The organism is Flammeovirga aprica JL-4 (assembly GCF_012844305.1).
Taxonomy (GTDB): Bacteria; Bacteroidota; Bacteroidia; order Cytophagales; family Flammeovirgaceae; genus Flammeovirga; species Flammeovirga aprica.
The window spans coordinates 1-12,807 of record NZ_JABANE010000163.1 but is presented as its reverse complement, the minus strand read 5'-3'; the positions used below and the strand labels follow the sequence as shown (position 1 = coordinate 12,807).

The 12,807-nt window shown below is 34.5% G+C and carries 13 protein-coding genes; 5 read left to right on the top strand and 8 right to left on the bottom strand.

Annotation, left to right across the window (positions count from 1 at the left end):
- Positions 1-85: 85 nt before the first annotated feature.
- Entirely contained in the window at positions 86-472 is a 387-nt protein-coding gene (locus tag HHU12_RS31180) for a Crp/Fnr family transcriptional regulator (protein ID WP_169660656.1), read from the bottom strand.
- Positions 473-531: 59 nt separating this feature from the next.
- On the opposite strand from HHU12_RS31180, the gene HHU12_RS31175 reads away from it, so the two are divergent.
- Both HHU12_RS31175 and HHU12_RS31170 read left to right on the top strand, forming a co-directional pair.
- Complete coding sequence (locus HHU12_RS31175; protein ID WP_169660655.1) at positions 532-1,350, top strand: SDR family NAD(P)-dependent oxidoreductase; 819 nt, start codon at positions 532-534, stop codon at positions 1,348-1,350.
- Positions 1,351-1,715: 365 nt separating this feature from the next.
- The gene (locus HHU12_RS31170) at positions 1,716-4,388 is read left to right on the top strand and encodes an alpha-amylase family glycosyl hydrolase (protein ID WP_169660654.1); all 2,673 of its coding nucleotides are present in this window, start codon (positions 1,716-1,718) and stop codon (positions 4,386-4,388) included.
- A gap of 160 nt (positions 4,389-4,548) precedes the next feature.
- Here HHU12_RS31170 and HHU12_RS31165 read toward each other — a convergent pair whose 3' ends face one another.
- From HHU12_RS31165 to HHU12_RS31140, 6 genes are all read right to left on the bottom strand, one after another.
- A complete protein-coding gene (locus HHU12_RS31165; RefSeq protein ID WP_169660653.1) occupies positions 4,549-5,220 on the bottom strand; it encodes a hypothetical protein in 672 nt (223 codons plus the stop codon).
- A gap of 301 nt (positions 5,221-5,521) precedes the next feature.
- Positions 5,522-6,073, bottom strand: coding sequence for a helix-turn-helix domain-containing protein (locus tag HHU12_RS31160; protein WP_169660652.1), 552 nt, complete (start codon positions 6,071-6,073; stop codon positions 5,522-5,524).
- Positions 6,074-6,240: 167 nt separating this feature from the next.
- On the bottom strand, positions 6,241-6,492 hold the full coding sequence (locus tag HHU12_RS31155; protein WP_169660651.1) for a hypothetical protein: 252 nt from the start codon (positions 6,490-6,492) through the stop codon (positions 6,241-6,243).
- Positions 6,493-6,578: 86 nt separating this feature from the next.
- Positions 6,579-6,803, bottom strand: a complete 225-nt coding sequence (locus HHU12_RS31150) for a carbohydrate porin (RefSeq protein WP_169660650.1) — start codon at positions 6,801-6,803, stop codon at positions 6,579-6,581.
- A gap of 4 nt (positions 6,804-6,807) precedes the next feature.
- Positions 6,808-7,692 carry a carbohydrate porin gene (locus HHU12_RS31145; RefSeq protein WP_169660649.1) on the bottom strand — a complete coding sequence of 295 codons (885 nt, stop codon included), beginning with the start codon at positions 7,690-7,692 and terminating at the stop codon, positions 6,808-6,810.
- A 43-nt stretch (positions 7,693-7,735) separates the two neighbouring features.
- Entirely contained in the window at positions 7,736-9,409 is a 1,674-nt protein-coding gene (locus HHU12_RS31140; protein WP_169660648.1) for an amidohydrolase family protein, read from the bottom strand.
- Between the two features lie 347 nt (positions 9,410-9,756).
- Here HHU12_RS31140 and HHU12_RS31135 point away from each other — a divergent pair, with 347 nt between their 5' ends.
- The 3 genes from HHU12_RS31135 (at position 9,757) to HHU12_RS31125 (ending at position 11,832) form a co-directional block, all read left to right on the top strand.
- On the top strand, positions 9,757-10,329 hold the full coding sequence (locus HHU12_RS31135; RefSeq protein WP_169660647.1) for a Crp/Fnr family transcriptional regulator: 573 nt from the start codon (positions 9,757-9,759) through the stop codon (positions 10,327-10,329).
- Positions 10,330-10,401: 72 nt separating this feature from the next.
- A complete protein-coding gene (locus HHU12_RS31130) occupies positions 10,402-11,055 on the top strand; it encodes an MBL fold metallo-hydrolase (protein ID WP_169660646.1) in 654 nt (217 codons plus the stop codon).
- A gap of 12 nt (positions 11,056-11,067) precedes the next feature.
- Positions 11,068-11,832 (top strand): MBL fold metallo-hydrolase, encoded by a 765-nt coding sequence (locus HHU12_RS31125; protein WP_169660645.1) that lies wholly within the window; start codon positions 11,068-11,070, stop codon positions 11,830-11,832.
- Positions 11,833-11,992: 160 nt separating this feature from the next.
- Here HHU12_RS31125 and HHU12_RS31120 read toward each other — a convergent pair whose 3' ends face one another.
- Positions 11,993-12,625, bottom strand: a complete 633-nt coding sequence (locus HHU12_RS31120) for a hypothetical protein (RefSeq protein ID WP_169660644.1) — start codon at positions 12,623-12,625, stop codon at positions 11,993-11,995.
- Between the last annotated feature and the right edge of the window lie 182 nt (positions 12,626-12,807).

Below are 12,807 nucleotides of genomic sequence, written 5' to 3'. Positions count from 1 at the left end.
CTATGACCATTTTTCACTATATCGTTGCCTTCACAGTGAGGACAACGTATTTCTTTGTAATGTCTCATATACATATAACAAAGAATCAACCTAAATCATCCATTACCAAAGTATTGAATTCTGGAAATTCAAGAATCAGTTTTTGGTAATCCGTATAACTAATGCGGTATAACTCACAATCCTCTAAACATTCTATGGCTTCAAAACTAGGTTGCTGTGCGTAGAAACTGTACCAAGCAGTGATAAAGTGATTTTCTGTGTAGAACCAAGAACTTATCTGTTTTCCATCATGATAATAATAATTATGTAATACCCCTTTATCAATAAAATAAAGAAAACGTGCTGTGGTGTCTTCTTCCAAAATAGCTTCTCCTTTTTGTACTTTAATTTTTTGAAAAGCGCTATGAAGTGCCATAGTCAAATTAGTATTGACCTCTATTTTTTCAGTGATGGTGGTGAGTAAATTTTGCATAATTAAAAATAACAAAGTGAACTGCAATTTTATTAAATTTGGTAAACAACGTTTTAAAAATGAAAAAGACTATTTTAATAACCGGAAGTACAGATGGTATCGGAAAACTTGTGGCCCTTAAATTAGCAAAAGAAGGACATTCTGTATTTATCCATGGTAGAAACCCATTTAAAGTCAAAAGTGCGATTGAAGAAATCCAAAAACAAAGCCATAATGAAAATGTGGATGGTTTTGTAGGTGATTTGTCTGAAATCGATCAAGTAGAACAGTTATCGGCTGATATACTTCAAAAGTTACATCAGATTGATGTTTTGATCAACAATGCAGGAGTCTTTAAAAGCCCAGAACCTACCAATTCACAAGGCTTGGATCTACGTTTTATGGTCAACTACCTCGCTCCTTATCTTCTTACAGAAAAACTGCTTCCTATTATAAAAGGGGAAGATGCACGAATTATCAATCTCAGTTCAGCGGCACAATCTCCCGTCTCGTTATTGGCATTAGAAGGAAAAGAAAGTTTAACCGAAAATACGACTTATGCTCAAAGTAAATTGGCACTGACCATGTGGAGTTTTGACCTTTCCAAAAAAGTAAATGACATCACTGTAATTGCGGTCAATCCTGGTTCGCTTTTAAATACAAGAATGGTAAAAGAAGCGTATGGCAAGCATTGGTCGTCTGCTGATAAAGGTGGAAGTATTTTATATGAGTTAGCCACAACTGAAGAACATAAAAACCACAATGGAGAGTATTTTGACAATGATGCAGGACATTATGGTAGAGCTCATAGTGATGCTTATGATTCTTCAAAAATTGAAGCTCTTCTTAGTACTACAAAAACGCTTTTAAGTACTAAGCCAAAAATAAATGATAATTAATTCTTAATTATTTTTTGTGAGTACAACGCTTAAAAACGTATAAATAGTGGTTCTATTTAAAGTTTTTGAAAGGCAGTAATCGGAAAAAATAATATGAATTAGTGGCATATAATTTTGTCTTAGTACTTATCATCATAAATAACAATAAAAATTCACCTCTGAAAGGTGAAAGTTATCTCTATATTTCAAATTAAAATGCTTTGGTTTTTGGATTAAAATCTAAAAAGATTGAAAAAAATTTAGAAAAAAAAGTATTGCATTCGGTTGCGATACTTTTTTTGTTCCCTACGGCCTGAATAGTAGTCCTTTATTCCTATTTTTCATTTAACTTTAGTTACACAATATCAATATTTATACATTCGAAAATGAAAAAAAGTATACTAATTATTGCTTACTTATTACTTGCTAGTATTGGATTTGGACAATCTTTTACCGGGCAACAAGTAAAGCAAGGTTATGCCGTTTTCAGTGATGAAGTTTCTTTTATCTTTGATGAAGGCATCTACAATCAAAAGCCAACTAAAGTAGTGGTTACTGGTTCTTTTAGAGGGTGGGACACTAACATGGACAATGAAGAGTGGCAACTAAAAAAAATTGGAGGACAATGGATTCTAACATTCAACAATAAGGATTTTAAAGTCATTTCTCCACAAGCTGAATTCAAGTTTAGAATCAATGAAGGAGAATGGTTAAGTCCCACTGATGTATCTCCAAACACTAATGCCGGCAACTTAGTATTTATGCAAAATACTATTCTTCCTGGCCTTAAAGCAGAACTAAAAAATGAAAGACTTATATGGGCCAATGTTGTAGGAGAAAGACCTTTAGATCCAAAGGCTTACATTATCACTTCCGCAGCAGGTGACACTATCAAAGTTAAAGGTGTTTTACCAAATGAAGCAACATCAACATTGATCCTTCCTGAAACTCCTTTGGATAAAAAGAGAGTGTATTACTTACATATCCCTTCTCAAAAATTATCCGCTTTATGTTCTTATGATGGATGGTTTAGAGAAACTTTCTCTACTAAAGAACTGGGAGCCAACATCGATAATGGCAAAACTTCAGTACGCCTTTTTGCTCCAAGAGCTACGCTAGTAAAACTTTATTTATATAAAGATAAAGATGACACTAAAGCGTATGAAGTAATTGACATGAAAGAAGATGAAGATGGTGTTTGGGAAGCTTTCTTTGATAAAGATCTTCATGGCGTGTGGTATGATTTTACGATTCACGGACACCAAGATCCGGGTAACTTATTTTATGAAACAACAAAAGCACACGTTTCTGACCCTTATACTCGTGTAAGTGATGACACTTGGGGTAAATGTAGAATCTGGCACAGAACTACTCCTGCCACTCCTTTGGCAAGCGGTATTCCTGCCATGGAAGATGTGATTGCTTATGAAGTACACGTACAAGATTTCACAGATCGTTTGCCGGTAGATGAAAGTATCAAAGGACGTATTCCAGCGGTTACTAAAAGAGGTTTGAAGAACTCAAAAGGGCAAAAAATTGGTTTTGATTACCTATTAGATTTAGGTATCAATGTGGTTCACTTAATGCCAATTCAAGAGTACCTACACTACCCTACAGATGACTGGAAAGCTTCTTTTGAGAATGACGAGTATATGATTTCGCAAGGTGTAAGTGAAGAGAATTATCAGTGGGGTTACAGAACTTCACATGCCATGGCGGTGGAAACAAGATACCGTACTGTAGGCAAAGAACCTGGTGAAGAGCGTAATGAGTTCAGAGATCTTGTTCAAGCATTCCATGACGAAGGTGTGGCAGTAATCATTGATATTGTACCGAACCACACTGCGGAGAACATGGACGGCAACGCTTGGATTTTCAACTTCAATGGTATTGATAAACAGTATTATTATAGAACAAAAGACCTTGAGCATATTGGTGATTACGGTAACGAGGTGAAAACTGAAAACCGCCCAATGACACAGAGATGGTTGATCGACCAATGTCAATATTATATCAAAGAATTTGGTATTGACGGTTTCCGTATCGACTTAGCGGGTCAAGTGGATCAACAAACTTTGATTGCTTTAAAAGAGGCAATCGGTCAAGATAAAATTGTTTATGGTGAGCCTTGGATTGGTTCTAATGACCCTGAATTTGAAGCGAATCCTTCATGGGATTGGTACAAAGAGGATTCTCCAATCACGTTCTTCCAAGATGATTCAAGAAGCGCTTACAAAGGTCCTGTATTTAAATTGACAGATCCTTTGACTGACCGTGGATGGGCTGGCGGTAAAACGAGCGATCGTGATGCTGTAATGATGGGCTTAGAGAATTCAAATAAAGAAGATAAAACACCTAACTCAGGTATCACTTACTTGGATATTCACGATAACTTCACTTTATCAGATCAGTTTGGTGGTGAGAAGTTTGACGGCCGTACAAGTGTAGATCAAGATAACTACAAGATCGCTGTAACACTTTTATATACTTCATTGGGACCATTAGTAACCAATGGCGGTTCTGAAATTATGCGTTCAAAAGCTGATGCTCCTTTGAAAGAAGTAGTGAAAACTACGAACAAAGGATACAAAGTATACATGCACGGTTACAGAGACACGTACAATCACCGTACTGCCAATCAGTATGCTTGGGAGACAGTTGGTCAAACACCAACAGCTGGTAATACAAATGATTACAAAAACATGTTTGCATTCTGGAAAGGCATGAACGAGTTCAGACTTTCAGAATATGGTAAAGTGTTCAGAATTGCTGACAAAGCACCTGAAGGTTACTATCAGTTTATTACTCCTAAAGACGAACATCAATTGGGGTATATCGTAGATCAAAAAGTATTTGTTTTATTGAATACAGGTGATACTGAAGCTACATTCAAAAATGTTGAATTGCCAGCAGGTAATTGGAAATTAGTAGCGAACAATGATGCTGTAAATATTCAAAAAGGTGTGAAAGACCTCAAAAACCTAAAAAGGTTGAAAGGTGGATCTTCACAAGATATTACTATCCCTTCAGTTGGATTAAAAATTTGGGTAAAACAATAGATTGATTCTATTAAGTATTAAGTCAAAAATCTTAGTACGTTACACATATATAAAACCCCTCCTCTCTAATGCTTGAAAGGAGGGGTTTGTTTTTCACAAAAAAGAGTCATTCCCCGCTATACAAAAGGAATGACTCTTTATATTTTATCTCAAAGTGATTTTAGAATGAAAATTCTCCTTTGTCTATTGTGATATATTCTTCTATTGCTTCAGAATATAACGTCAATGAGAATGTCCCCTCAGCTAAATGCTTTTCAGCGTCATAACTTGAAATGATCAGAAAATCATTCGGTCTGCTTTTACCTTCAGGCAACAAACTTGTATAGACATTTCCATTGTAATGCAATGTTACAACACCACCTTGATAAATGTTATTATAAATTTCAATAGTTGTGATACCATTCTGCGGTTCCAATGTATTTGTAACTGGATTGGTAAAATAAGTTGAATTTAATTTTAGATTTCTTGGCTTATAAATATTCTCTGGAATAGTGGTCCCATCATCAAAAACCACTTCAGAATCAACCGTATCTAGTTGACTATGTGCTTGCATAGATAAAAATTCGAATTGAATTTCAAGCCCATCAATATCAGGATGCATTAATTCTTTTGTATTCGTAAAGCTAATCGAATCTCTAAAAGAAGTAGATGAGAACCCGAATGAATATTGAAAATCAAATTCCACCTCTTCTCCTTGAAGTTCAAATTTAACATAGTCTTCGACTTCTGATGGTTCATCAAGTGAAATACTTGATTCTGTTGAACATGAAAAAGCGAATAAAGTGAGTGCAATCAGTAATATCGATTGAAGTTTTATTGATTTAGTTATCATTTTTATTAAGTTAAGAGTACATTATAGCTAACGCAAAGCTATGATTTATACTTTGTTTTACATATTTCTTTTCATGAATAGATAGTTAATAATAATGTACATAGCACTATTTTAACGATATAACTTGCTCTTGATAAGTACTAAGTCAAAAATAAATCATAGTTAATTCTAATTTATTTTTTGTGAGTACAACGCTAAAAAACGTATTAATAGTGGTTCTATTAAAAGTTTTTTGAAGGAAGTAATCACAAAATAATAAATAGAATTAGTATGAGATAATTTTGAATTTGTACTTAATGCTTTACACCTTATTTCTTAATTCAGAAGGAGGAAAACCATAAGCGTCTTTAAACATCTTACTCATATACCCCACATTGGTAAAATTAAGATCCATTGAAATAGCTGTAATACTCTTATTGGTACGGTTAATTTGTCGGTAGGCTTCTTCTATTTTTTGTTGATTATAGAATTGTAAAATGGGTTTATCAAAAATAGATTTAAACACTCGGTTCAACTTAGAAATACTCATTCCATATTTAAAACTTAAGTCGGATAAATTAGGTTGTTGAGTGAAATCTGAGAGGTATTGTTCTTTCAACTGCATCATGATTTTCAAGTCGTCTTCATGAATATTTCTTTTGAAACCACTTGCTTCTTTCTCCATTTTTTCTCGTACCAACCCAATGATCTCTAAAGGTTTGGTAAAGAACTGAATCGGTCTTCTTCTTTTCTTATCCAAATTGAAAAATAAAGCTTTCACTAAATTTTCAATCTCTACATCTAATGGAAAATACTTGAACCATGAGGATTCATCATGAATCAGTTGGGTAATTTGACTGTTCTGCTTTCCCATAAACTTTTCATAGACCTCTAAAGAAAATACAATAGAAAGCCATTGACACTTCGCATCTACAGGGTATTCTACTTCAAAATTTTGTTTAGAATTATAGAAAAATACACCAAGGTTATTGAAGTCATGTTTTTGTTCATCGCCAAGAAAAGAGTCAGTAAAACCAATCTTTAGAGCAAATCACTTCGACTACTTTTAAATAAAACGGTTTTTTGAAAATGCAAAGTAGAAATAGAAATATACACTTCATCTAAAAAAGTAAATGAGTGTATATCGATATCCACCCAACTGTTTTCTACCCTTAGGTGTTCCCCATCCCATTCTCCTTTAAAGTCTTTAGCTACTTTTTCATAAGCAACTTCTTGAGCAAGTTCGCTCCCTTCAATAATATATTGATAATCCATACTTCCGTTTTTGGTCATTATCTAATATACTAGGTTTTTGCAGGGAAAAGCAATAAATAGAAAAAGGAAAGAACCTGAATTCCTTCCCTTCTCTAGAAAATCTTTTATAAGAAAGCTCTAAATCTTAATCCAAACACCGACGTAAAATCAGTATTCATATTCAAAGCTGGATTGGCTACTAATTGAACACTTGGTGTGAGTTCTGTATGATGTGTTAATTTGAATTTGTAGAAAATCTCGGAGACATATTGATCTCTCAGTTTCTGTCCAAAAGTACTTTCACTTGGTCGGTTCCAGTTTAATCCGACACCTAAAGTATTTGGTCCCATAATATTATGCATGAATATTTTTCAAGAAAGCAGATTTCATTCCGGGTGTATACCCAATTTCAAAGGTTTTTAACGTTTCGAATTTACTGAAGAAAGTATCAAAGCTTTTCCAAAACTCAGTGGCTCTTCCGTTGATGTCAATCATACTACCCACCAAATACACATTATCACTGACCCAAACATTCAACATCGCTCCCATAGATCCATCAGGAAACATACCTCCCATAGTACCTGATCCTGTAGCAAACAAAATGTTATTGAAGCTTGTCCAAGGACTTGCGGCAGCGTGAACATCGGCCCAATCCGTCACATCCACAAAACCCGTATAGAAAACTATCTTATTGTTATTAAAACTTTGTCGCCAATATAAATTGGTCATTCTCCATTTCTGATCATTGTAGACCGACTGCATAAAACCTAGAAACCCGACATCAATAGGCCCAAATTCTCTCAATGCATTATCAGTGTATTTATGTCTGTTTTCGAACTTAAAAACTAAACCACCTTCCGAAGTTCCTTTTTTATTACGTACCAAATTCCATTTACCGTACACTCTAAAAACTCCACTTGCTCCCACATTATTATTGACTGCAGCTGTAGCACCCATCACTTGAGAGTTGTAATCCATATTGACCATAAAACCTGATTTCTCATAGAATCTATTTTTAGCATTATCCGTACTATCCAACACATTCCAAAGGCTTGTCTTTTCCGTCTCTTTCTGATCGCTTTTTAATTGATTTTCAACAGATGCAGGACTTGTTATATTTTTTTCATTCTGACTATAACTTGAAGAGATATTGAAGAGTATCAGCATCAATAAGAAATATAGTCTTCTAGGGCTCTCCTTTATTGCAAAAGGAGATTTTTTTTTAGTTAGGTTATTCATTTTTAATAGTATTTTGATCGATTATTTCGAGAAGTTTTAGCTTCTATTTTTCTTGATAATGATCGTGATTGTGGTTATGTTCATTTGCATGAAGTGAACAGTCATCTACAGAAATACTATTGATGGCATGCTTTTTCAACCAGTATTCTTTACTCAATGGTACGTGCTTTGAGTCATTCGTTTTCTCATAGCGGATCGGCTGACCTGCCCACACTTTTTTGAATTCTGAATTTTCCACAACACATTGTCCATTGACAATCACATAAGGAATTCCAGTAGAAGGTGTTCCTTGTTGCTTTAGTTTATCATTGGCCTGATCAGCAACTGTTTCAGGATCGAAAATCGTAATGTCCGCTACCATTCCTTCCTGCATTCTTCCTCTCTTTTGAATAGCTTCCAAACCTGCATCACCAAGGTGTTTTGCTGGCCAATACGACATTTGAGCAAGGCTGAACATCAAAGGCACACCGTTTTCTCTCGCTAATCTTAATACCTTCGCTCTTGTTCCTGCTGTTCTTGGATGACCTTTGTATTCTTCAAAAGGAACGTCCCAAGAATCTACACCCAAACCTGAATAAATGGCATCTGAAGCGACCGTCATATGAGGCATTTTTAACCAATCCGTCATCCATAACTTTCTATTTTGATTATAGATAACCACTAAACGGCTCGGATCTTTTTCTTCAGTCGATAAAAACTCTTCCTCAGTTAAGAATTTATCATCAACTGGATCATAAATATCTCTTTCATATACTCCACCCAAAACATTTTTAAACATTTCAGGCTGTAGGAAAGAAGAAGAAATTGAAGTAGAAGCCGCTGTATAAGGATAATATTCTGACCAAACATTATGACCTTGTGATCTCGCTCTTTGAAGCTTATCTTCATTTTCCATCCATCCAAAATCATTGTTATGCTGTAATAAAAGAGGAGTATTTAAGACCAAAGCATTTGCTAAAATCTCATCAAAACCAATAGGAGCTGAAGGATTTTTAGGACTACCGTGAAAACGGACATGGGCAGTTGACACACGACCATAATTTGCCGCCACTTCCTGCAGTTTATACATTTCTAAAGTAGTCACACCACCTACCATATATCCTACAGTAGAATTAAAACCAATAGCACCTTGTTGCATTGCCTCATCAGCAAGCCTCAATATTTCATTGAGTTGCTTCAGATTACTTTCGGTGTCCTGCCAACCACAATCACCATCAGCACAAGCGTCAGCCCTTAGTTTTCCCAATAAAACAGGAGCATCGGCCCACTCAGGCAACTCGACTTCCGGATCAAGCACTTGAATACGAATTCCTTCATGACTAATACCTGTACCATAATTCAGAGGCCAAGCATTTTCTTTGGCTTTATACCAATTATCAATATTGATGGCTCCAATCTCAAGGTCCATCCCGGTAGTCACACCATCTCTTGCCGCCATTTTTAATGAAAGTCCATCCAAAGCATGAAAGTGTGTATCAATAAATCCAGGGGCTACTACCAAACCCTTGGCATCAATTGTTTTTTCTCCCGTAATTTCTTTAGGAGTAATAATAGCAATATTCCCATCTTTAACACCCACATTTAATACTCTATCTAACATCGTTTCCGGGTCCATCACTCGTCCATTTAATATGACCAAATCATAATCTTGGGCATTCATGAATAACGCAGGGAATAGAAAGAAACTGATGACTAATTTTAATAATTTTGATTTCATAGCAATGTAATTATTTGATTGATTATCGTTTGATTACATTACAAAGGTCATGGTTTATGGCTCCAATCATTTAGAGAAAAAAAGCAGGTTGTTATAGATTTTCGTCAAACAGATAAAATATCCTATTTCTGAAAAAATCCCCATTTTAGGTGATATTTTAGAAGGAGAAAAATAATTAGTTTTGAATGATTTAAATTAAAAATAGAAATTAAAGTTAGAAAGCTCCAAGTGACATCGCTTGGAGTTTTTTCATTATTCCATTCCAGCATTAATGTTACTCAAGCTCATTTAAAGATCACTTTTTTATCAAAGTATCATTACATTTGAATAAATAAAAAGAAATCAAAATGTCTAATTTCACTCAAATCTCTAAGTTTTTCGAAACGGAATACCCCTTAAACAAAGAAGGTCTAAAAGAGCTCTTCAACTCATTTCAAGTAGAGACCTATAAAAAAGGAGATTTGATACTACAAATTGGCAGTTTTGAAAATCACTTAAGATTTCTCAACAATGGAAGTGTACGTGAGTATTATATCAGCCCCGAAAAAGAAACCAATACTTTGTTCTACACTACCCCTCAATTTATCACTGATTTCTCCGCTTTCAACAACGATACTTCAACTAGAAAAAACCAAGAAGCACTTACTAAAATTGAGTTATTAACCATAGAAAAAAGTACCTTCAGAAACTTGCTCCAAAAGTATGAATGTGGTAAATCGTTCATTGACCTTACCTTTCAGAAAATTCTTCAGAATAAAGAGCAGTTTGAGTACAACCGTATCACAAAAACGCCAGAGGAACTCTATAAAGAATTAATGATTTACAAACCGCATTGGCTTCAAGCCATTCCTCAGTACCATATTGCCTCTTATTTAGGAGTTACACCTGAGACATTGAGTAGAATTCGTAAGCGCATCTGATTTCTTGATTTGAATCAATGGATTTGGCTTCTGTGAAATCGACATTTGTATTGTACAAAAATCAATACAATTATGAAGTTATATCCTATCAGAAAGTTACAATTAGACGGTGATATACCGATGAACTGTTATGTGCTTGACAGAAATGGAAAGTGCTTTATTATTGACCCTGGTTATCAAAAAGAAGTTATTCAAAAATATGTAGAAGAAGAAGGTCTTGAAGTGATTGGGATCTTACTGAGTCATGCTCATATTGACCACATTGAAGCTTTAGACTGCTTTGATGTGCCTGTTTATCTCCATGAATTAGAATATCAAATATTAATGGATGATAGCCTGAATGGATTCGGATATTTTGGTAAAGAAAAAGCTTACAATATCCACTCCCTTGATATTCGAACGATCACTGAAAATACCAAGTTATATATAGATGATTATGAAATTTCCGTATTCCTCACTCCAGGGCATACTGTGGGTGGTGTTTGCTATAAAATCGGTCATGATCTATATGTGGGAGATACACTATTTGAAGGTAATGTCGGCCGTTGGGACAGACCTACAGCAAATCTTGCTCAGCTCAAACAATCAGTTATCCGATTAATTGATGAACAGCCTGATCATATGGTCATTCATCCAGGTCATGGACGTAGCAGTACGATTGGTACCGAGAAACAAATTAACCCATTCTACCATGAATGGAAACGTGAACTTATTCATTCATTATAAATACCTATACTCATGAAAATTCATCATATCAGAAATGCCTCAATGGTTATTGAAACCAATGACAAAGTAATTTTAGTAGACCCAATGCTAGGCAAGAAAAGCACAATGCCTCCATTTTCATTCATTCGCTTTAAAGCTCGAAAAAACCCATTAGTTGATCTTCCTAATAACATCCAACCTGTATTAGATAAAGTTACTCATTGTCTGGTCACACACCTTCACCCTGATCATTTAGATAAGAACGGCGAAGAGTTTTTAAGAAAGAATAATATTCCTGTGATATGCAGTGTAAAAGATGAGGATGAGTTGAGAAAAAGAGGTTTGAACGTTACTCAAACAGTAGATTATTGGAAAAGAAGAGACTTCTTAGGAGGAAAAATAGAAGGTATTCCTGCTCAACATGGTTACGGTTTTGTGGCTAAACCTGCCGGAAATGTAATGGGTTATTATATCGAACTACCTGATCAACCCTCTGTTTACTTGAGTTCTGATACAATTTATACAGATGCTGTTGATAAAGTATTGAAAGAACACAAGCCTGAAATTAGTGTTGTAGCAGCTGGTTCTGCTCAATTTGATATATTCAAACCGTTATTGATGACTGTTGAAGATGTGATCAAATTTACGAAAAATGCTCCTGGTAAAGTGATTGCTAATCATATGGAAGCGGTGAACCATTGCCCAACAACTAAAGTTGGCCTTAGACAAAAATATACTGATCTAGGATTAATGGAGAAAAGCTTTGTTCCTGAAGACGGAGAAGTGATTACGATTTAATCCCCATTTTTATAAGAAAAGTCAGGTTAGTCAACACAAAATGTTCACTAACCTGACTTTTTTGTTTATAAACCTCACAAATGTGAATAACTTTTTATTTTCAACACCTCAAAAAGGTGGAATTTACAAAAGTTATCAACAATATCTATTTTAACTTATATTATTTTGAAGTCAAATCTTGCGAGAAAGATATTTTAGGTGTTTTAATCAATGAAGATTGTATTTCTAAAGTGATAACATCAGGGTAATCATCTAAATTCAACTTCTTCTTATTCGCTATCTCTATTACCTCCGAATTAGAAGTTGTCAAAATCCATTTATAATCATCACCTAAGGCTAAAAAGATACCTGGTACACTATACTCATTTAATTTTCCTACAGAAGGTGATTTTTGTGGCTGATCCACATCACAGTAAAACCATTCTAATGTTATTTCACAGCCCCAAGTTTCTGTATGAGTCTTTGATCCATTTTTTTCTGCTAAAATACTATATGGAAAATTTTCAGGTCTTGGACTCGTTTTATCAAAACTACAATTACCGAAACCATCATCTATATAAATGTTATGATTGACTGTGTAATTAAATGTATAATTGCCTGCCTTTTTCCAAAAAGTATTTTGATTAATGTCAAGACTATAACTACCTGCGTAACAGTCGTTATCATTAAAATCTTTAGAGCAATTTTCGGTTTTTACTTTAATATAATGATAGCCCGCAAGTAACTTTGTCTGAGCAAGAGTAAAATTGCAAACTATAAAAAAAAGTATATTGAAAGTCAAAAAATATTTCATCGCTTTAAAGTTTAAATTGTTAGTTATCAGATACAAAGCTAATAATTTTTAGAATAATATTGTTTTTGTTGCTAATTCTTTCGTTTGAGAAGTGGAATATTTTTAATACACAAAAAAGGTTAGTCAACATCTTGTGTTAACTAACCTTCTGTATTTAATGAATGTGGCGCCGACTTACTCTC